Genomic DNA, 20,326 nt, shown 5'->3' with positions numbered 1-20,326 from the left:
AACAGCGGCGGCGAGCAAGGCTTTTGGAGCGTTTTGCTCATAAAATCAGCGAAACGCTCTGGCGCTATTGAATGGATTTCCCCAGATCAAAGGCTTGCTGAATTTCGCTTTTTCCTTTGATATCGCCAACATCCATATTCCCTCCGGCCAACACATGGCCGAGGTTCTTCCACCGCAAATGCTCCATCAGGTGGTCGTAGTAAAGAACCGCGTCCTCAAAGCCGTGGCCCTCCGCCGCCATCAGCAGGGCGGAGGATTTTCCGTTTCCTCTCAGGAGATTGCCGTCCCCCTCCTCCAGAGCGAACAGGCGGTCAAGCGCCGTCCTGAGCTGGCCGCTCATGGTCCAGTAATAGAGCGGAGAGGCCAGCACAATCACATCGCAGTCCCGAGCCGCCGGGTAAATCTGCGCCATGTCGTCCTTTTGGACGCAGGGGCACTCTTTCTTGCTATGTCCGCCGAAGCACCCCTTGCAGCCGTGGATTTCCATGCCGTCCAGAAAAAACTCGCTAACGCTATGTCCAGCACTCTCCGCCCCCTCGGTAAAGGCTTTGACCAAGGCGGAAGTGTTGCCGTTTTTTCGGGGACTGCCGTTGAGAATGACAATTTTTTTGGACATACCCACACTCCCTCAGAACTTCTCCGCCAGCTCAGCCGCCTGAGCGCAGCCGTCAGTCCTGGCGATAGCGCCGGCCTCCAGAACGCCGGGCACCAGCACCTCGCCCACCACCGTCCACTTCATCAGGGCGGCAGACCGCTCAATGGGGATGCGGACGCCGTCCATCACGGACATATCATCTTCCTCGCAGCAGACGATCATGGCGCACTCCTTGCCCGCAAAGTCCTTGCCGCCCACCACCAGCGAGTACAGCCGGTCAATGACGCCCTTAATCTGGGCAGGGATAGAGTACCAGTAGACCGGGGTGGTGAACACCACGGCGTCCGCTTCCAGGACGGCGGGGGCGATGGTATTGAAGTCGTCATCAAAAGAGCAAGCCTTGCCGGTTTTATAACAAGTCTCGCAGGCGTGACAGCCTCCAATCTTCATCATAGCGGCGTCAAAGCGGGTGACAGTGTGGCCCCTGGCCCGGGCCGCCTGGACGAAAGCATCGGTCATGGCAAAGCTGTTGCCGTTCTTCCGGGGACTGCCGGTAATGACTACAATTTTCTTGCCCATAAGAGAAAAGCACTCCTTTTTTTCAAGCCGACTTGACTTGTTTCACGGCTCGTATTAGTATAGTAGTGTGAATTACTAAATTGACAAGTACGCACTTCAAGGTGTGATACTTACCAAAAGGAGAGTGTGCCATAAGTATTGATTGCATCAAGGACACCAAATTGGAGGACACGGGTTTCAGCTATACCATGTCGCTGATCCAGGGGAAATACAAGATGGTTATTCTCTATACCCTGGCAGGATACGGCGTGGTTCGCTTCAATGAGATGAAAAAGTATATTGGTACAATTTCATACAAAACTTTGAGCGCAACGTTGAAAGAGCTGGAATACGATGGTCTGGTCCACCGCAAGGAATATCCTCAAATTCCGCCCAAGGTGGAATACAGCCTGACAGAGCGGGGCGAATCTCTTATCCCCATTTTAGACGCCATGTGTGAGTGGGGAGAGCAACATCGGGAAAAGCCATAGATTTCATAGGCAACTGTTTGTATTTCCCTCCTGTTTATGAGATAGAGCGTTTTGCTAATGAAATTAGAGCAGATTACCTTTGACTTTTTATAAAAGTCAAAGGTGGCATTCAGGCGAAAAACGCGGTTTTCGCCTGAATATACGCCGCGCTGCGGCGGCTGCCGCTTTCGCGTCAGCAGAGCATTTTCAAAGAGAAAATGCTCTAAGAACAGCCCATCGTACAGGCTGAATAAGCATGTCATGGACCGGCAAAAGCGGGCGGGGGTTGAAGCCCTCCCGGGTATGTGCCATGCCCGGCCCCATGTGCCCAACAAAAAAGGCACCTGTGGAAGAATCCACAAGTGCCTGAAATTATGGCGCGCCCGAAGAGATTCGAACTCCTGACCTACAGGTTCGTAGCCTGTTGCTCTATCCAGCTGAGCTACGAGCGCGTAACGATGGAATTTATATTAAACACATAAGCGCGTCAATATTTTTCACCCCACAAATTCCAATTTATTCTTCAAGGCAGTGCCTTGGGCCTGGAAGGCGCGCGAGAGTTCAGGCGTGGCACGCAAAACGATCGTTTATTCCGCTTCAATGCCGTTGACAGCGCGGGCCAAGCGGGAAATCTTGCGGGCGGCTTTTCTCCAGTGCAGCGCGCCCTTGCCTGCGGCCTTGGCCAGAATGGACGTGGCCGAGGTCAACGCGCCCTGGGCAAGGCTTTTATCCTTGCCTTGAATGGCGGAGCGCACATCCTTGATGGCGCTTTTTACGCGAGTCCGGGCAGCACGGTTGCGGGCGGCCCTTTTCAGGCTCTGCTTGTGACGTTTGATGGCTGACTTATGGTTTGCCACGATATTCCTCCACTATGTTGGGGCTTGCCCACGCAAGCCATGCTCCCGGATGGGCGGCAGCCGCTGCACGGCCCGACCGCTTGCTTCTGCAGCCGGACAACTGGCGGCCCGGCGATTTCAAACAAAGGTCGCCGCTTTTGGCGCAGATAACGTGAAGACGGCTTGTTAGCATAGCCGCGACTCCCTGTCAAGCCGCAATGGCGAACTCCACAGGGCTGAGGCAGCTAAATAGTAAATGCAATAGTTTTACTCTGTTATCATAAGCGCGGCTCCGCCGCAACGCGGCGTACATTCAGGCGAAAACCGCGTTTTTCGCCTGAATGTCACCTTTGACTTTTGCAAAAAGTCAAAGGTGATCTGCTCTATAATTGAAGCGCGGCAAAATCCGCCAGTCGGGCAAAGCGGGAGCCCAGCGCCTGCAACATTGCCAAACGATTGCGCCGAAGATCCGCATCTTCGCACATGACCATCACCCCGGCGAAAAAGGCGTCCACTGCCGGGCGCACCTCATTGAGGGTCGCCAATGCAGCCGGATGATCGCCCGCCGTCCACAGCGCGTCAAGCCGTGGCAGCAGGCCTTCCAGCGTGGCGGCCAGGGCCTTTTCCGGTTCTTCGCGCAGCAAAGCCGCATCCCAGTCAGGCGGCAGGGATTCGGCACTCCCCTGCTTGCGCAAGATATTGCTCACCCGCTTGAAGGTCTGCACGGCTTCGGCATAGCCCGGCTCGCGGCTGAAGGCCTTGAGAGCCGCCAGGCGGGCCGCGCACTCGCGCACTCGCGCGACGCCCGCGCCCAGGGCCGCGTCTACCAGCAGCGTATCCTGCCCCTGGCTTACAAGATAATTGCGCAGCCTGCCGGAGAAAAACTCCATGAGCCTGGCCAGAGCCTGATCCGGCGGCAGCTTCCACCGGCGAGGGCCATAGAGTTCCTGGGCCTTGGCAAGCAGCTCGCGCACATCCAGATCAAAACCGAAATCCAGCACAATGCGGATGATCCCCAGCGCGCAGCGCCGCAACCCGTTGGGGTCCGCCGCTCCTGTGGGGATCATGCCCAGGCCGAAACAGCCTGCCAGCGTGTCAGCCTTGTCGGCCAGGGAAAGCAGCGCGCCCGCAACGGAGCGCGGCAAGGGGGAATCCGGCCCGGCGGGAAGGTATTGTTCCTTCAGGGCAGTGGCGACAGTCTGCGGTTCGCCCTTGCGTTCCGCGTAAATGCCGCCCATGATGCCTTGCAGGGTGTCGAATTCTCCCACCAGTCCGGTCACCAGATCAGCCTTGGAGAGCCTGCCGGCCCGTGCGGCCTGATCCGCGAGTTCCGGCGCGCAACGCCCCGCAAGCCAGCGGCAGAGCGCCTCCAGCCGCCGCGTCTTGTCGCCCATGCTGCCCAAAGCGCCGATAAAGATGACCTGATCCAGCTTTTCCAGCCAAAGATCGAAATTCTCCCGCAAATCAGCGCGCCAGAAAAAACGCGCGTCTTCCAGGCGGGCGCGCAGCACGCGCTCCCAGCCGCGCCTGACCAGCTCCGTATCCTCGGGCGTCACATTGAGCACCGTCAGAAAGTGCGGCAGGAGGCTGCCCTCGCCGTTTTCCACGCCAAAGCTCTTCTGGTGGCTCTCCATACTGGTCAGGAGCACCTCACGCGGCACTTCCAGATAGGCCGCGTCAAAGTCGCCCAGCAGGGGCACGGGATGCTCGGCCAAGCCTTGAACTTCGTCCAGCAGGCTGTCCTTCCAGAGCACCCGCCCCCCGGCCTTGCGGGCCTGGGCGTCGCCGCCCTGCATAATGATCCGGCGGCGTTCAGCCGGATCAAGGGTGACGGCACAGGGGCCCGCCACCACCGCGAGATAGCGATCGGCATGATCCACGGTAAAAGGCCCGGGACCGTGGATGCGATGGCCGTACGTTTCCCGGCCCGAGGTGACCGGGCCCACGCTGAAGGGCACCACTTCCGCATCCAGCAGGGCCAGAAGCCAGCGCAAGGGGCGGGCATAGGCAAAGGTATGCGCGCCCCAGCGCATACGCTTGGCAAAGGGCACTGCCGCAATGATTGCCGGGCAGATGCGCGCCAGCAATTCTTTGGCCGCAACGCCGCCCGTGCGTTTGCGCACGGCCACATACTCGCCCTTTTCGGTCTGCACGCGGAACACATCGTCAACCGTAAGGCCATGCGTTCGGGCAAAACCCTCCAGAGCCTTGGTGGGCGCGCCGTCCGCGGCATAGGCCGCGCGCGCCGGCGGTCCGGAGATGATTTCTTCCTTTTCTTTTTGCACGGGGTTCAGGTCTTCAATGAGCACAGCGGCCCGGCGGGGCGTGCTCATGACCCGCAACGCGCCGTGCTCAAGGCCCGCCTCGGCCAGCGCAGCCGTGAACCGCGCGGCAAGTTCCGCTTCTTCGGGAGCCAGAAAACGGGAAGGCAACTCCTCGCTGCCGATTTCAAGCACAAACGTCGCCACGCCTCACCTCGCTTCCTTGTTGAGCATGGGAAAGCCCAATTCTTCCCGCTGGGCCGCATACAGCCGGGCCACGCCCGAGGCCAGGGCCCGCACCCTGCCGATATAGCCGGTGCGCTCCGTGATCGAGATGGCCCCCCGGGCATCCAGCAGATTGAAGGTATGCGAGCATTTCAGACAGTAGTCATAGGCGGGCCACGGCAGCCCGAACTCCAGCATGGCCTTGCACTGGCCCTCAAAATCATTGAACTGACGCAGCAGCATTTCCGCGTTGCTGACCTCGAAATTGTGGCGTGACTGCTCTACTTCATTCTGGTGGTAGATCTGGCCGTAGGTCACGTCTTTATTCCAGCGCAGATCATACACCGATTCCACGCCCTGAAGATACATGGTCAGCCGTTCCAGCCCGTAGGTAAGTTCCACGCTGACCGGTGAGAGATCTATGCCGCCCACCTGCTGAAAATAGGTAAACTGGCTCACTTCCATGCCGTTCAGCCAGACCTCCCAGCCAAGGCCCCAGGCTCCGAGGGTCGGGGATTCCCAGTCGTCCTCCACAAAACGGATGTCATGACGGGCCGGGTTGATGCCCAGCGCGTTCAGGCTTTCGAGATAGAGATCCTGCGCATTGTCGGGCGAGGGCTTCAACACCACCTGAAATTGAAAATAACGCTGCAGGCGATTGGGATTTTCGCCGTAGCGACCGTCCGTGGGGCGACGCGAGGGCTCCACATAGGCCACTTTCCACGGTTCCGGGCCGATGACCCGCAAAAACGTGTGCGGATTGAACGTGCCCGCCCCGCACTCCACGCCCGAAGGCTGCTCAATCACGCAACCACGGCTTGCCCAGTAATTCTGCAGGGTGAGAATGACATCCTGAAAATACATGTGTGTCCCCTGTGCTCTGCTTTTCAGACCGGATTACCTGTGAAGTTTTCCCGATTTCACTGTTATCGTTGCGGGAAAAACGCTGCTTTTTCCCACAAGCCGCGCCCTTCGCGACCGGATGGCGGCCCTTCAGCCGCTTGCGCGCCAGGCGCGCAGTACGGAAGAAAAAAAATTGCATGCCCGGCACTGAAAAGGCCTGGCTCTCACACGCGCCGGAAGTAGCCGTTCTCCCACGAAAGCCCCAAATGATACTGCACAAAACCGTCGATGGCCCGCGCGCAAGCCCGGCGCTCCGCGGGCGGCGGCTCCTCGCTTTCCCAGGCGGAAGGCAATTCCCGCTGGACCCGGCGCAAAAGCTCAAGGCTTGAGGCTGAAAGCTCCACGCCGTAACGCGCGGGCTGCGCGCTCCGGCAGGCGGGACAGCGCAACTGTCCCTCATCCACCACAAAGAGCATGGAAGCCGACGGGCTTGCGCCGCAACTGCCGCATTTGTCCAGATTGGGCGCAAATCCCAGAGCTCCGGCCAGGCGCAGGCGAAAAAAGAGCGGCAGCAACGAGGGCAGATGGGGCGCCTCCTCCAGGGTCCGGCGCAAATCATCCACCAGCGCAAAGGCCTCGGACGCGCCGTCGTCGCTGACGCCCAGCGCCTCCACAAAGCGCAGGCAGTTGGCGGCCAGCCCCATGCGCTGCCAGTTGCCCCGCAAGGTCTGCGGCCCGTTCAGCAATACCGCTTCTTCCAGATTGAGAAAATTCCCTCTTCCGCTCGCTTTGACACGACATTGAAGCGTATTGAACACATCCAGGCAGCCGCAAAAACGTCTGCGGCTGCGGCTGCCGCCAAAGGCAAAAAGCGTCAGCAGACCATGCCTGCGGCAGAGAAGTTTCAGCCAGAGATCCGCCTCGCGAAAATGCCCGACGCGCAGCACCAGGGCGTGATCCGCCCATTCCATCTTCAGCGGGCCGCCGGAGGGAAAGTCAGAGTCCGCACCTGGCCGGACTGGCCGGGCGCGGGCAACTCCTCGCCATTATAACGGATGCGCACCCCACCGGCGTTGCCCAGCTTCAGCTCCAGGCTTTTGGTAAAGGTCAGCGCAAAGGTGTCCCCTTTGCGCAGGGAAAACTGGCGGGTATCCGTGTTGTCCGCATTGGAATGCACCCAGCACTCCTCCGTGGCCGTGATGATCAGCTTATGCGGCCCGGCCGGGAGAGCGCCCTGCGTCTGCGCCGGCGCCGGGGCTGAAGAGGCATTGGCCGCCTCGCGCGCGGGCGTAAGGTTTGCGCCGGGCGCCAGGCCGCCTGTCCCGCGCTCTCTGGCTGAAAGAGGCATCTGCGTTGCGTCGGCCTGCCGGTTTTGCGCCGGAACCTGGGCGGGCGCGGCGGGCAGGGAGGATTGGGGCACGGCAGCCGGGGCCGTGGAAGGGGACGCCGCGGCCGGCGCAGGGGCCGCTTCCTGCCGGGCCGGGGCCTGAGCCGCAGGCTCCCTGGCGGGCTCGACGCGCGCCCCGCGTTGCGTATCATCCGGGGAATCCGGCGACGGCAAAGGGGGAGAGGGCTGAGCCATGCGCCGGGTCTGGCGGCTCAGAAACTCGAAAGCTCCCTGCTGCCACGCCACATAAGCGCCAATGCCCAACAATGCGGCAATGATCAGCAGCCCCAACCACTTGTAGCGCCTGCGCGGCGCCCAGGCGGCATCAGACAGATACACGCTCTGGGATACGGCCTGAGCATCGGGCTCATTCAGCGTTTTAACGGCCTCGCTCACCTCTTCCGCCGCCAAACCGAGGTATGCGGAGTACGAGCGAATAAATCCTTTGGTATATGCCGGATGCGGCAGGGAAGAAACATCGCCGTCTTCAAGAGCGCGCAACTGGCGCGCGCCGATTTTCAGATGATCGGCCACATCTTCAATGCTCAGGCCACGCTTTTCGCGTTCGGCGCGCAAGGCCGCGCCCAGTTCCTCTAGAGTCATGAAAGCCTCTGTATGGTTACGTGCCGCAACGGTTCTGCTGCCATCTCACACATAAAGTTTTCCGTGTGAAGATCGCTTCGCCGCAAAGCATGGTTCTTGTTGCTGTCGATAGCGATGCTGTCGCTATCTGTACGCCCTTGCGGGCTAGAGCAGATTACCTTTGACTTTTTATGAAAGTCAAAGGTGACATTCAGGCGAAAAACGCGGTTTTCGCCTGAATGCACGCTGCGTTGCGGCGGCTGCCGCTTTCGCGTCAGCAGAGCATTTTCAAAGTGAAAATGCTCTACCTTGCAGGGCATGAAGCGAACTGTGAAAAAAACGTATCGCCCTTTTGCAAAGATCCGCCGCGGCAAACAGACATTCCTGAACCCGTGCGGCTCCAAAGCCGCTTCAACGCCGCAGCCGTTTACAAACGAATGTCGATAACGGCCTTGCTGCGCAATTGGGTGGTATATTCCTCAAAACGCTCCATAGCCTTGGGCTGGCGCAAAATCGCATCAATCTGGGGGGTGGCTTGTTGCAGGGTCAGGGGTTTCTCCGCGCCGCCGCCGGGCCGGAACAAATGCACCTGCGCCTTGCGGCCCTGCAGATCAAAAAGCTCGGTCACATCGCCGGGCTTCATTTTGTTCAGCCGTCCTTCCCATTCGGGATTCAGGCGATCCCACTCCACCGGTCCCATGTCGCCGCCCTTGTCTTTATTGGGCGCAATGGAATATTTACGCGCCGCTTCCTCAAAGCTCAGCTTGCCCGCCTTGATCTGGGCGGCCAGGGCCTGCGCATTGACATTGGGCGCATAGACCAGCACGCCCATATGCAGCCCGCTGCGATCGTAAAGATTGTCTTTGTGGGCCTCATAATATTCTTTGATTTCCGCAGGCGTCACAACCACCCTGCGGCCTACTTCCATGCCCATTATTTTTTGGCGCAGCAGCGTTTTTTCAAAATTTTTGCGCAGTTCGGCGACCGTCATCTTCTGCTGCGCCAATTGCGCCTCGAGCTGCTCCCTGGTCAGATTGCGGGATTTCATGAGCTTGGCCAGCTCATTATCCACCTCGGAGGGAGTAATGCTGACTTTGAGGCGCCTGGCCTCCTGCGCAAGGAGAATATCCATGATCATCATGTCCAGTACCTTGCGGAATATCTTGTCCACGGCCTTGGCCTGGGCGGGATTGTTGGGGTTCAACCTGGCGCGGGCCAGTTCGGGCAAGGCATTTTTTTGCAGATCGAACATGGTAATCACCTGGCCGTTGACCACGGCCGCCACTTTATTGAGCTGGGCGGCCTGCACGCCGATAGCGCTGCAAAGCCAGATCGCCAGCAGCAGAACAAGCGTTTTCCTCACTGTTTTCCCCCTGCACAGTTCTAGAGCATTTTTTGAGCGAACCATACGGATAAAGACAGCACTTGGCGTGCAACCGGGCTTTGCCCAAAGAAATCGCCGTCGTTATCCGTATGCCGCTGCCGCGGCGACGGCTGCGGCTTGCCTTTCAGCTTCCTCAAGCTGCGCTTTTTTGCGAAAGGGCAAAACTCCCCCGGCTGGAGGCGGCTCCTGGAGCGGATTGCTTTTGCAATGCTGCGCTTTTGCAACGGCTCCGGAGTCCCGCTATCTGTATTGTCTAGCCCAAATCAGCCGTATATGCAATGTCCGGCCGGTAACGGCAGGGAAGCGGCGATCCATCACAGTTCTCCAGCGCCGCCCGCTTTACCGGGCGCATCAGCGGAAGGTTGGCGCGCATCCCGCGCGGCATGCCCACTCTGCCCGGCCTCCGGCTCAGGAGCCTCCGCATCGCCGCTCCCGGGCCCCGCCGCGGCACGGCCGTCCCGTTTCTCGCTCTGCTGCCGCCCTGAGAACGGCAAAAGCAAGTCATCCTTGAGATAGGGCGTCACCTGTATGGTGGAGCGGGCAAGGTTGCGCTCCAGCCAGCTCTCGAACGCCGTGATTTTTTTCTGCTCCCGCAAAATGCGCTCTATCAGAGGGTACGCGTCGACAAGCGCAAGCGTGCGGGCCTTGTGCCGCTGCACAAGGCCGATGGCCTGCCACGTCTCATCCTCACGGCGCGCGGCGCTGCACGTGCCGGGCTTGAGCGAGGCCACTTCCCGACGCCAGGATTGCGGCAGCTCCTCGATTTTGACATCCAGACATTGGGCCAGCAAAGCCTCGCGGGCCGCTGTTCTGCCCTGGGGAAAGGCGTTGCGGAAGTCGTCCAGAGCCTCGCGCCGTTCCGCTGTCGCAAAGCAGATTTCCAACGTTTCGGGCAACTGAAAGTCCCCGGTATGCGCCTGGTAATACGCGCGCACTTCCGGCAGAGCGACCCGGATGCCCGGCAGCAATACCCTTTTTTCAAAAGCGATCATGGCCAGATGATCCCGCATCAGGGCCCGCCAATGCTTCTGATCCAAAGACTCGTCCGCCAGAAAGCGTGCAAGCCCGTCTGCGCCGTAATCCTCGCGCACAACGGCCACAGCCTGCTCCAGCGCCGCGTCGCCCACGGGAATTTGCAGGCGTTGCAATTCCTGGCGCACCAAGGCATGGATGATCAGCGTGCCCAATGCCTCGCCGTATTGGCGCTTCATGCTTTCCAGCGAGGGACGTTGCAGGGTGCCGAGAGCCGCGGAACGGCTGTCCAGCAGCGCCTGCACGGAACGTAAATGAATAGGCTCGCCATTGACCACGGCCACCACGCCCTCGGGCAGGCGGCTTTCCGGACAGGCCGCAAGAAGAAAGCAGCAGAAAAAGAGCGCCACAAGCCGCGCGGCCCGCAAGACGGCATTCACCGGGTCAGCCCGTGGCTTTCGTCAATGAGCGCGTACAGCTCCTCATCCGGGAATACGTCATCCAGCACAATGGTAATCCAGTGTTTTTTATTCATGTGATATGCGGGCAGGGCCGAACCCGGGGCGCTGCGCAGCAGGATATCCAGCACATGGTCGCTTTTCAGATTGACGACGTCCACGTTTCCCGTGCCCGCCAGCCCAAGCCTGGCCCGGGGCAGAGTCATGAGCAGACCGTACCACTTGCCGCTCTCCGCGTGGCGCAGCACGGCATATTCCGGGTACTGAGACCAGGGATGTTCCGGCTCGGTCTGAAATGCCCTGGCTGCGTATGCCAGGATGTCTTCTCTGCTTGCCATGCTTCTGCCCTCCCTGTAAGCCTTTTCAGGAAGCGGCCGCGCAGCGGATGCCTTCCAGGGTCTGGCGCGTATTCCGCAACGCCTCGGGAAAGGACATGCCCTGCGGCAGCGGCAGCCACAGCCCGGCCGGGGGATGCAGCCGCGCGCCCGGCGTTTTTGCGGCCAGTTCCACGATGCGCTCGGGCTGCACGGCGTTCTGGCCGTCCGGCCAGAACAGGCGCAGATGATCCCGGTGCACGTCGGCACGCTGTACCTGCAAGTCCGTGAGAAATTGCTTGAAATCCAGCACGGCCAAAAAGTTGTGCAATTCCTCGGGGAAAGGGCCGAAGCGATCCCGCATGGCAAGCGCGGCTTCTTCCCTGGCCGCGCCGTCCGGGGCCGAAGTAAGCGCCTTGTAGCAACGCAGGCGCTCGCGACCGTCGTCAATGTACGACGCCGGAATATGGGCAGGCAAGCCCAAAGTGAGTTCCGTTTCCACGCTGGCCGCGGTCGGGCAGCCCTTGAGGCGGCCCACGGCTTCCTCCAGCATTTCCAGGTAAAGATCAAGGCCCACGCGGCTCATATGCCCGGACTGCACCTCTCCCAGAATGTTGCCCGCGCCGCGCAGGCGGAGATCCTCCATAGCCACCTGAAAACCCGCGCCCAGATAATCCATGTCCAGAATAATGCGCAAACGCTCCTCGGCCAGCGGAGTGAGCCGCTCGGTATCGGGCACCACGAAAAAGGCATAGGCCTGCCGATCGCTGCGCCCCACCCGGCCGCGCAGCTGATAAAGCTGCCCCAGGCCGAACATCTGGGCCTGATCCACCACCAGCGTGTTGGCGCGCGGAAAGTCCAGGCCCGACTCCACAATGGAGGTGCAGACCAGCACATCCAGCTCGCCGTGCCAGAACTTGCGCATCGTGTCCTCAAGCTCGGTCTCGGACATCTGGCCGTGCGCCATGCCTATTCTGGCAGCAGGCGCCAGCGACCGCACATAGTCGGTCACGCGCGCCAGCCCCTGAACGCGGTTGTAAACCCAGAACACCTGGCCTTCCCGGGCGATTTCGCGCTCCAGCACCGCGCGCAGTGTGGCCTCGTCGCGGCGCAGCACGGCCGAAGCCACGGGCTTGCGATCCTGGGGGGCGGTCTCAATGATCGAAAGTTCCCGGATGCCGGACATGGAAAGTTGCAGCGTGCGCGGGATGGGCGTGGCCGTGAGCGTCAGCACGTCCACGTTCTTTTTGAGGGCCTTGAGCTTTTCCTTGTGACGCACGCCGAAGCGTTGCTCCTCGTCCAGGATCAGCAGGGCCAGATTGGGCAGTTTCACGTCGTTGGACAAAATCCGGTGCGTGCCGATCAGGATGTCGATCTGCCCGGCTGCCGCGGCTTTAAGCGTTTCCTTCTGTCTGGCCCGCGGCACAAAGCGGCTGAGCAGGCCCAGATTGACCGGGAAGCCGGCCAGCCGGGCCCGGAAGGTCTGATAATGCTGCTCGGCAAGCACTGTCGTGGGGCAGAGCAAGGCCACCTGACGCCCCTCGGCAGCCGCGCGGAACGCCGCGCGCAGGGCCACTTCTGTCTTGCCGAAGCCCACGTCGCCGCAGATCAGGCGATCCATGGGTTCGGATTTCTCCATGTCCTCCAGCACGTCCTGGATAGCCCTGGCCTGATCCGGCGTTTCCTCAAAGCCGAACGTCGCCTCGAACTCGCGGTACAGCTCGCCCGGCGGATCATAGCGAAAGCCTTTGGCCACCTTGCGGTAGGCGTACATTTCCACCAGATCCGCGGCAATCTTTTCAATGGCCTTGCGGGCCTTTTCCCTGCTCGCAACCCAGCCCGCGCCGCCCAGGCGGTCCAGGGCCGGTTCCACGCCTTCGGCTCCCTTAAACCGCTGGATCAGCGAGAGTCTGTCCGCGGGCACATAGAGCTTGTCCCGGCCGGAATACTCGATCAGCAGAAAATCGTTGGCCGCCGCATTGAGATCCAAATGGTGCAGGCCCGCAAAACGGCCGATGCCGTAATCGCGGTGGACCAGCAAGTCCCCTGTTCTGAGATCGTCAAAATTGTCCAGCCCCTTGAAAACCCGCGAAGAGACACGCGGCGTTTTTTCCGCGCGGGGGTAAAGAATCTCCTCGCCCAGCACCAGCGCGTTATCCCAGACAAGTTCCACCCCGGAGCGAAAAGGGGAAACCAGGGCGAACAGCCCGCGGCTTTCCGGCGCATAGCGCAACGCGGGGCTGAGGCCCTCCTGTTCGGCCAGCTTCAAAAACTTTGCCCTGCTCCTGCCTGAGCCGAAACTCAGGATGACCTGACGGCGGCTGTTCTGCCATTCCTTGAGGCCCGCCGCCAAATGTTGCCAGGGCCGATCCTGCGCGCCGGGCAGCGGAAAAAGATCCGTGAAGGAATGCAGGGCGCGCTCCGGGAAATCCGCTCCCTTTGCTTCAATTCCCATGACCAGAGGTTCCGCGAAAACACATTGAAAACTGCGCCAGGGCGCGGGCAGCGAGTGTTTGCGCAAGGCCAGAGCGGCCGGTTGCTGCAAGGGGGCGTCCTCTGCCTCCAGTTGCTCCTTGAATGCCAGCCGGTCGTTGCGCAGGGCCTCCGCGCTGTCGGCCTCTCCGGGCAAAAGCCAGAGACTGTCCGGGGGCAGCCAGTCCTCCAGCAGGCTCGGCGCCTCAAAGACGCAGCCGGGCAAAAGCCCCGCGCCGCCGCCGTCCAGGGCCTTTTTGAACGAATAGCACTCGTTTTCGCTGATCCGCCCTTCGCTGCGCAACTGATCGCAACGCTTGCGGGCCGCCGCAAGACCGGGCCTGCCCAGAGAAAGAGGGCTCACCGGCAGAAGTGACACTTCGTCAAGCGATTGCAATGATCGCTGGCTTTCCGCGTCAAAAAGACGCATGTCCTCAATAACGTCGCCGAAAAATTCCAGACGCACCGGCCTGGCATAGCCAGCGGGGAAAATATCCAGAATATCGCCGCGACGGGCCATGTCGCCGGGGCGGGTCACCAGGGAAACGCGCTCGTATCCCCACTCCACGGCCTGATCCAGCACAAGCTCGGGCGAAAATTCATTGCCTTTTTGCAGGTCCAGGCTGCGCGTGTCGAAAAAATCGCCGGGCATATAGCGCAGAAGCAGACTCTGCACGCCGACGATCACGCAGCGCGGCCGTCCCTGGGCCAGCCCGTAAAGCGCTGCGAGCCTGGCCGCCCAGGCGGCGCGATCCGCCCATTGGCTCATGGCGGGAAAGGCGAGGCACGGGCTTTCCCAAACTGCCCGGTCCACGGCTGCGTCACCCAGGGAAAGCTCGGGAATGAAGAGAGTGATCAGCGCGCGGGCCGCGTTGAATTCCTCACGATTACGGGCCAGGAGCACGGAGCCGCGCCCCTGGGCCAGAGCCTGCGCGGCCAGACGGCAGCGAGTGGCCATTCCGCTGCGCTCCAGATAGAGCGCTTTATCCCGGTTTGAAAGCAAGGCGGCAATATTTTGCATGGCAGCTCAGAGAGACATGAGGGCGGCCCAAAAGGCCGCCCTTTCATCAGAATAGTGCGTCCAGGCTGAGAGCATTTCAATTTTTGAAACATTCCGGCACCGCACATCTTGCGGTGAGCGACGCCTCAGCCGCTGGGGGCTGTGCCGCCTTGCGGATGATGACAGCAGAGACAGGCGCAGGCAAAATTTACTTGCGCCTTTACGCGCCGGAGCGAGCGTTTCAAAAGCAATATGCTCTACTTGCTGCCGCAAGCGCCGCAACAACCGCCGCAGCCGCCGCTCTGGGGCAGGGGCGCCGCGGGCTCCACCACAAAGCCCATGTAGGTCAGATCTATTTTCACGCCCTGCACCTTGGCCAGCAGTTCCTTGTTGATGCAGAACGTAAAACCGCCCTGCTCTTCCGCCTGATCCTGATCCGTGGCGGCGTCCAGGGCCAGGGCGAGTTGCGGGCCGCCACAACCGCCAGGAGTCAGATAAATCCGTATCGTGCCTTTTTCCTTATCTGCGAAAAAGGCTTCAAGTTCCTTGCGGGCGCTCTCTGTCAATTCAAGCATGATTCCTCCGTATGGGGCGTAACGTCAAAATTTTTCGCAACGCACTGCGAGAAACAAGTACCCTGAGGACCAAGGCATGGGCGGCGCCTCCCGCGGGGATCATGCGCGCCAGGGCATCTTCGGAAGAAACGCTCTAATGGCCGCCGCAGCCGCTGGAGCAGGAACCGCAGGAACTGCCGCCGTCGGAAGCGGACAGGGGCACCTCGGGTTCCACCACAAAGCCCATGTAGGTCAGATCTATTTTCACGCCCTGCACCTGGTTCAGAAGATCCTTGTTGATGCAGAACGTAAAGCCGCCTTGTTCCTCAATCTGATCCTGATCGTTTGACTCATCCAGAGCCAATGCGAGACGAGGACCGCCTCAGCCGACTACGGCATATATCCGAATGGTTTGTTTTTTCTTGTCCGCAAAATAAGCCTCAAGCTCTTTGCGGGCGGTATCCGTCATTTCGAGCATGTTTCCTCCAAGGTTCCAAGGTTTAAAACAAAAAAGAACTAAGGTTAACGGGCAGGATTGTCAATTGCCGCCAGGGCTTTTCTCCCGCGGCAAAAACGGTTAGAAGTCTTTATGAGATGACTTCTGGCGTCAGGCGAGAGCCTGACGCGGGGCATAGCCGCCGGAAACAAGCCAAAAAACGCGTTTTTTGGGCGAAGTGATCCTCCTGCATCGTCCTCTGGCGATGCAGGAAATGCGTTCGTGAGCCCCCTCGCACGGCGCTGCCGCCAGTCTGGAGGAGATATGACTTCGATCCTGCTTCTGAAAAAAGATGAAATAGCGCGCATTCTGGACCGCCTGGCCTCTCAGATTCTGGAGCGCCACGCCCAATGCGGGGGTGTGATGCTGGTGGGCATCCAGCGGCGCGGCGCGGATCTGGCGCGGCGTCTGGCCCGCCTGGTGGAAAACCGCCTTTCCCGCCCTGTGCCGCTGGGCATTTTGGACATCAATCTCTACCGCGACGACTGGACGAGCCTGGAAGGCAAGCCGCATATCGGTCGCTCAAGCATTCCGGGCAGCGTGGACGACAGCGTGATCATCCTTGTGGACGACGTGTTGTTCAGCGGGCGCACGGTGCGCGCGGCCCTTGAAGCCCTGATGGATTATGGCCGTCCCAGGGCTGTGGAGCTGCTGGTGCTCATAGATCGCGGGCACCGGGAACTGCCCATCCATGCCGATTATGTGGGCCGGGTGGTCAATACCGGCAGGCACGAGCATGTGGACGTTCTGCTGGAAGAACGCGACGGCGAGGACGCCGTGCGCCTGACATCCGGAGAGCCCGGGCAACCCTTGGCGCAGCCGTAGCCGCGCTTCGGGCCCTGCGGCAGTTTCACGCGCGCAGGGGGCGGCGCCTGCCGGGGCACAACAATTCCGCGCAAAAACTTTCGTTTTTTGCGATCACCATCAACGTGCAAGGAGCTGAACATGCTGCTGCGCAAGACCTGACGCGAAATACGCGGCTTCACGGCGTGGAGCGTATGCGGACGGCGGCGCGGGATGCGGCATCGGTTCTTTGCGACATCAGCCTGATTCCCCGGTTTTCCCCGTCCGCGCACGGCGCGATCGCAATGCGATCGGCGGTGGAAAACGGGCGCACGCGCGCCCACAACCTGGGGGTTCACATGAAATCGGGCTTCAACATCTTTGCCACAACCACGGGCATAGTGGGCACCGGGCTGGTGTTCGGCGTTCTGGCCGTGCTGCTTCAGCAGGCGGGCAACCCGGGCAACATGGGCATCTGCGTAGTCTGCTTCAACCGGGACATCGCGGGGGCCGTGGGCCTGCATCGGGCCGCCGTGGTCCAATATCTGCGGCCTGAAATACTGGGCATGGTTCTCGGCGCTTTTCTGTCCGCCCTGGCTTTCGGCGAGTATAAGCCGCGCGGCGGCTCCTCCCCGATCCTGCGCTTTTTGCTGGGGGCCATTGCGGGCATCGGCGCGCTGGTTTTTCTGGGTTGCCCGTGGCGCGTTATTCTGCGTCTGGCAGGCGGCGACGCCCATGCGCTTTTCGGCCTGGCCGGCCTGATCGTGGGCGTGGGCATCGGCACGCTGTTCTTTCGCAAGGGTTTTTCCCTGGGCCGCAGCCAGGGGCAGGGAAAAATCTCGGGCCTGGTCCTGCCTGCGATCATGCTCGGCCTGACAGTGCTCTACCTCATGGACCCGCAGATTCCCGGCGAGCCCAAAAGCGGCGTGCTCTTTTACTCCATAAAGGGCCCCGGCTCCCAGCACGCGCCCTTTCTCTTCTCTCTGGCGGCGGGCCTGATTGTGGGCTTTCTGGCCCAGCGCAGCCGCTTCTGCACCATGGGCGCCATGCGCGACGTGCTGCTCTTCAATGAGTGGCATCTGGCTCTGGGTTTTCTGGCCATGCTGGCCTCTGCCCTGGTGCTGAACCTGAGTTTTGGCAGCTTTCACTGGGGTTTTGAAAATCAGCCTGTTGCCCAGCCCAATGACCTCTGGAACTTTTTGGGCATGGTCACCGCGGGACTGGCTTTCGCCCTGGCCGGCGGCTGCCCCGGCCGCCAGCTTTTCATGGCCGGCGAAGGGGACAACGACGCCGCGATCTTTGCCCTGGGGCTGATCGTGGGCACGGCCATGGCCCATAATTTCGGCATGGCTTCCAGCGGAGCGGGAATCGGCCCGCACGGCGCGGCCGCCACATTGAGCGGTCTTGCGATCTGTCTGTGCATCGGCTTTTACAACTGCAAGCGAGGCGCCTGATGGCTACATTTATTGATACCCGCGGGCTCTCCTGCCCGCAGCCGGTCCTGCTCTTTCTGAACGCGGTCAGGGAAAATGCCGCCGGTCCCTTCAGCGTGCTGGTGGATAATGACGCGAGCCTTGAAAATATAAGCCGGGCTGCCCGCAACCAGGGCTTTGCCGTGCAAACCGGCGAGGAGAGCCCGGGCGTGACCCGCCTGGAAATCAGCAGGCCATAAGGAAAAGGATATTCCGCTGTGCCGGCGGGAATGTGGGGCGCGATCGCGCCCCACACCTTGCGCGCTGCCGCGGCAGGCTGAAAAACAGGCTTGCGGGCAAGGGCCACGCCGTTCGTGGGCGGCGGGCGCTGTGAAGTGCGGAACTGCCAAAGATCAGGCGTGCAAAGCCGGGGAAAATTCATGACGCACAGGCATCCGGGCCTGCTCCGAAAGTTGGCTCAAAAACTCAGCGCCGCGCTGCGCGGCAAGGCGGCATCCAGGCAGGCGGGCCTCAGTGATAAAGGCCTGCTGGTTTTCTCGCACACCGGCGAGGTGATCCGGGCTGAAGCCCTGCTGCGCAAGGCCGGTTTTCCGGTGGAGGTCAAAGGTCCGCCGCCCTGGTTGCGCACGGGCTGCGACATGGTGGTGCTTTTTCCGCTGATCAGCCGAGCGGCTGTAGCCAACATCCTTATGCGGAGCGACATCACGCCCTTGCAGACGGCCAGCGTCCAGGACGCCCTGCTGGAACCCGTCTCGCTGTTTCAGACGCAACGCCTGGGTCACTGGCTGATGGTGCGCGCGGCCAATATGAAAATCACCATTGATCTCACGGATGATCGGATCGTCAATATTTCCGGCGGCGGCTGCCCGGATGTGCCCTGGCTGGCCCAGAATCTTTGCGGCCTGCCCCTGAGCCAGGCGCCCGAACCCTTGAGTCTTGGGCAAACCCTGTGCTGTTACAGCTTGCAGAAAGCCTTTGAAGAAATACGGAGGCAACGCCAATGTGGCTGATCACGGGCACCCTGCCTGATCCGGACTTCGCGATCCATCCCGAGGCCGTGCAAGCCAGAAGCCGGGTGGAAAACAATGCCCTGATCCTGCCAGGCGGTCGCGCCGTTCCGGTGCAGCGCGGCACGGCGGCCCTGGCAGCCACGGCTTTGCTGGCGTGCGAGGCTTACGGCTTCCCGCTCCCCGGCCTGCTTTTGGCCGGAGATACGGGACAGGGAACAGGGAGTCGGCGGATTTACGCCTGGCTTGTAACGCATTTGGCAAAGTTGGCTCCCGCCGGCCTCACCTTCCACTATCTTTTTCCGGATCTGGACTGGCACAACCGCGTGCTGATGGCTTTGCAGGCTTTGGAGCGGAAACCCATGCTGGCGGCTGACGCGGGCTTCATGTATGTGGCGAAAATGAGCGGATATGCCGACGCCTATGATCTCTTCACGCCGGATCTGGGCGAACTGGCTTTTCTGGCGGATGAAAAAGCGCCACATCCCTTTTATACGCGCGGCTTTCTGCTGGCTGAGGAAGACAACGTGCCCGAGCTGCTCCAGCGCGCCCGGCGTCACGGCAATTGCCCAAGCCATATAATTGTCAAGGGCAGCACCGATTATATTGTCTGCAACGGGGAGATCGCGGCCAGAGTGTCGCAGCCGTCGGTTCCGGCCATGGAATGCATCGGCGGCACCGGCGATCTGGTCACGGGGCTGGCCACAGCCTTTCTTGCCGGGGGCGTACCTCTCTGCCGCGCCGCCGAGGCCGCGGCGCGGGCCGCCCGGCTGCTGGCATGGGAATGCGCGCCCACGCCCTCCACCCAGGTGGGAGAGCTGATCAGGCGTCTGCCGCAGGTCTTGCGCGCGCGCAAGAAGGAAATTCTCGGAGATTCAGCCTGAGCCGGGATGAGAGCGTTTGGCTGATTTCATGAGCAAAAACGCTCTGCTTGAGGAGTTCTGCCCTTGAAAATGCATCCAGAGTCAGCTCTCATTAGGGCCTGTTAGCACTATCCTGCGCATTCTTAACTATTTTAAAGAGTTCAACGAAAATCCTTTCCCCGGCAGAATTACGAGGCAGTGTTCCGAAAAAACAAGGTTTTTTCTGATAAGCGTGAACAGGCCCTAGAGCATTTTGCTTTTAACTTTTTACATAGCCACAGGATTTAAACCATCCTTCAGCGTCTTTTTGTGTGATACAACTTAATGCTTTTCCAATGGATTTGTACAGTTCATCACATGTTTTTGCTTTCATACCCCGAAGTAATTGTTTCACTTTGCTCCACATCTTTTCAATGGGATTTAAATCCGGGCTGTATTCTGGAAGGAAAATATACTTGCAGCCTTTTTCCCTTATCAAGTTTTGGGCTGTTTTTGATTTATGGACATTCAAATTATCCATTATAACAATATCGTTAGCTTTAAGCGTTGGAAGAAGGAATTTTTCAATATAGGCATTGTACATTTTTCCATCCAGTGCCCCATCAAAAACAACACTGCAAGTTTCTCCCGTTACCCGGATTGCTGAAAGTATGCTTATCCTTTCCCAACGTCCCTCTGACGCATGATCATGGCAACGTTGGCCATCTCTGGCTCTGCCGTATAATCTCGTCATATTGGTTTTGGCACCGGTTTCATCAATAAATATCAATCTATTACATGAAGCTTTTTGCTGGAACAGTTTCCATTCCTCACGTTTCCTTCTTACATCTTCG

21 protein-coding genes and 1 tRNA gene are annotated in these 20,326 nt (G+C 60.2%); 6 read left to right on the top strand and 16 right to left on the bottom strand.

What is annotated here, in order from left to right; translation table 11 throughout:
- Positions 1 to 64 precede the first annotated feature (64 nt).
- On the bottom strand, positions 65 to 616 hold the full coding sequence (locus tag G7Y52_RS09415) for an NAD(P)H-dependent oxidoreductase (protein WP_165070884.1): 552 nt from the start codon (positions 614 to 616) through the stop codon (positions 65 to 67).
- A 12-nt stretch (positions 617 to 628) separates the two neighbouring features.
- Positions 629 to 1,174, bottom strand: coding sequence for a flavodoxin family protein (locus tag G7Y52_RS09410; RefSeq protein WP_165070881.1), 546 nt, complete (start codon positions 1,172 to 1,174; stop codon positions 629 to 631).
- Positions 1,175 to 1,362: 188 nt separating this feature from the next.
- Here G7Y52_RS09410 and G7Y52_RS09405 point away from each other — a divergent pair, with 188 nt between their 5' ends.
- A complete protein-coding gene (locus G7Y52_RS09405; protein ID WP_165070942.1) occupies positions 1,363 to 1,644 on the top strand; it encodes a helix-turn-helix domain-containing protein in 282 nt (93 codons plus the stop codon).
- Positions 1,645 to 1,998: 354 nt separating this feature from the next.
- Here the strand turns inward: G7Y52_RS09405 and G7Y52_RS09400 are convergent.
- From G7Y52_RS09400 to G7Y52_RS09340, 13 genes are all read right to left on the bottom strand, one after another.
- Positions 1,999 to 2,075 (bottom strand) — tRNA-Arg (locus G7Y52_RS09400).
- A gap of 135 nt (positions 2,076 to 2,210) precedes the next feature.
- On the bottom strand, positions 2,211 to 2,480 hold the full coding sequence (gene rpsT / locus G7Y52_RS09395; protein WP_165070879.1) for a 30S ribosomal protein S20: 270 nt from the start codon (positions 2,478 to 2,480) through the stop codon (positions 2,211 to 2,213).
- A 362-nt stretch (positions 2,481 to 2,842) separates the two neighbouring features.
- Positions 2,843 to 4,927, bottom strand: a complete 2,085-nt coding sequence (gene glyS, locus G7Y52_RS09390; RefSeq protein WP_165070877.1) for a glycine--tRNA ligase subunit beta — start codon at positions 4,925 to 4,927, stop codon at positions 2,843 to 2,845.
- A gap of 3 nt (positions 4,928 to 4,930) precedes the next feature.
- Entirely contained in the window at positions 4,931 to 5,809 is an 879-nt protein-coding gene (gene glyQ, locus G7Y52_RS09385) for a glycine--tRNA ligase subunit alpha (protein ID WP_165070874.1), read from the bottom strand.
- A 203-nt stretch (positions 5,810 to 6,012) separates the two neighbouring features.
- Positions 6,013 to 6,759, bottom strand: coding sequence for a DNA repair protein RecO C-terminal domain-containing protein (locus G7Y52_RS09380; RefSeq protein ID WP_165070872.1), 747 nt, complete (start codon positions 6,757 to 6,759; stop codon positions 6,013 to 6,015).
- 2 nt (positions 6,760 to 6,761) lie between these two features.
- Complete coding sequence (locus tag G7Y52_RS09375) at positions 6,762 to 7,778, bottom strand: helix-turn-helix domain-containing protein (protein ID WP_165070870.1); 1,017 nt, start codon at positions 7,776 to 7,778, stop codon at positions 6,762 to 6,764.
- Entirely contained in the window at positions 7,775 to 8,077 is a 303-nt protein-coding gene (locus G7Y52_RS09370) for a hypothetical protein (RefSeq protein ID WP_165070867.1), read from the bottom strand. The genes G7Y52_RS09375 and G7Y52_RS09370 overlap by 4 nt, the downstream gene beginning before the upstream one ends.
- A gap of 107 nt (positions 8,078 to 8,184) precedes the next feature.
- Entirely contained in the window at positions 8,185 to 9,120 is a 936-nt protein-coding gene (locus G7Y52_RS09365) for a SurA N-terminal domain-containing protein (RefSeq protein WP_165070865.1), read from the bottom strand.
- A 335-nt stretch (positions 9,121 to 9,455) separates the two neighbouring features.
- On the bottom strand, positions 9,456 to 10,553 hold the full coding sequence (locus tag G7Y52_RS09360; protein WP_165070863.1) for a peptidylprolyl isomerase: 1,098 nt from the start codon (positions 10,551 to 10,553) through the stop codon (positions 9,456 to 9,458).
- Positions 10,550 to 10,909: an MmcQ/YjbR family DNA-binding protein gene (locus G7Y52_RS09355; protein ID WP_165070860.1), complete on the bottom strand. Its 360-nt coding sequence runs from the start codon at positions 10,907 to 10,909 to the stop codon at positions 10,550 to 10,552. The genes G7Y52_RS09360 and G7Y52_RS09355 overlap by 4 nt, the downstream gene beginning before the upstream one ends.
- Before the next feature lie 25 nt (positions 10,910 to 10,934).
- Positions 10,935 to 14,315, bottom strand: coding sequence for a transcription-repair coupling factor (gene mfd, locus G7Y52_RS09350; RefSeq protein ID WP_241159687.1), 3,381 nt, complete (start codon positions 14,313 to 14,315; stop codon positions 10,935 to 10,937).
- Between the two features lie 299 nt (positions 14,316 to 14,614).
- Positions 14,615 to 14,932: an IscA/HesB family protein gene (locus G7Y52_RS09345; protein ID WP_165070847.1), complete on the bottom strand. Its 318-nt coding sequence runs from the start codon at positions 14,930 to 14,932 to the stop codon at positions 14,615 to 14,617.
- A 133-nt stretch (positions 14,933 to 15,065) separates the two neighbouring features.
- Complete coding sequence (locus tag G7Y52_RS09340) at positions 15,066 to 15,389, bottom strand: IscA/HesB family protein (RefSeq protein ID WP_165070843.1); 324 nt, start codon at positions 15,387 to 15,389, stop codon at positions 15,066 to 15,068.
- 282 nt (positions 15,390 to 15,671) lie between these two features.
- Here G7Y52_RS09340 and pyrR point away from each other — a divergent pair, with 282 nt between their 5' ends.
- The 5 genes from pyrR to G7Y52_RS09315 all read left to right on the top strand — a co-directional run bounded on the left by pyrR (position 15,672) and on the right by G7Y52_RS09315 (position 19,514).
- Positions 15,672 to 16,232: a bifunctional pyr operon transcriptional regulator/uracil phosphoribosyltransferase PyrR gene (pyrR, locus tag G7Y52_RS09335; RefSeq protein WP_165070840.1), complete on the top strand. Its 561-nt coding sequence runs from the start codon at positions 15,672 to 15,674 to the stop codon at positions 16,230 to 16,232.
- Between the two features lie 317 nt (positions 16,233 to 16,549).
- Positions 16,550 to 17,644, top strand: a complete 1,095-nt coding sequence (gene yedE / locus G7Y52_RS09330; RefSeq protein ID WP_165070828.1) for a YedE family putative selenium transporter — start codon at positions 16,550 to 16,552, stop codon at positions 17,642 to 17,644.
- Complete coding sequence (locus G7Y52_RS09325; RefSeq protein ID WP_165070824.1) at positions 17,644 to 17,862, top strand: sulfurtransferase TusA family protein; 219 nt, start codon at positions 17,644 to 17,646, stop codon at positions 17,860 to 17,862. Before yedE ends, G7Y52_RS09325 begins: the two co-directional genes overlap by 1 nt.
- Positions 17,863 to 18,042: 180 nt before the next feature.
- Positions 18,043 to 18,633: a DUF3343 domain-containing protein gene (locus G7Y52_RS09320; RefSeq protein WP_165070822.1), complete on the top strand. Its 591-nt coding sequence runs from the start codon at positions 18,043 to 18,045 to the stop codon at positions 18,631 to 18,633.
- A complete protein-coding gene (locus G7Y52_RS09315; protein WP_165070820.1) occupies positions 18,624 to 19,514 on the top strand; it encodes an NAD(P)H-hydrate dehydratase in 891 nt (296 codons plus the stop codon). Before G7Y52_RS09320 ends, G7Y52_RS09315 begins: the two co-directional genes overlap by 10 nt.
- Positions 19,515 to 19,752: 238 nt before the next feature.
- On the opposite strand, the gene G7Y52_RS09310 is transcribed toward G7Y52_RS09315, so the two are convergent.
- Complete coding sequence (locus G7Y52_RS09310; RefSeq protein WP_277424290.1) at positions 19,753 to 20,292, bottom strand: IS630 family transposase; 540 nt, start codon at positions 20,290 to 20,292, stop codon at positions 19,753 to 19,755.
- Positions 20,293 to 20,326 lie beyond the last annotated feature (34 nt).

The sequence above is a fragment of the Desulfovibrio sp. ZJ200 genome (genome assembly GCF_011039095.1).
In the GTDB taxonomy this organism is placed as follows: Bacteria; Desulfobacterota; Desulfovibrionia; order Desulfovibrionales; family Desulfovibrionaceae; genus Desulfovibrio.
This window is presented reverse-complemented; position numbering and strand designations above follow the sequence as displayed.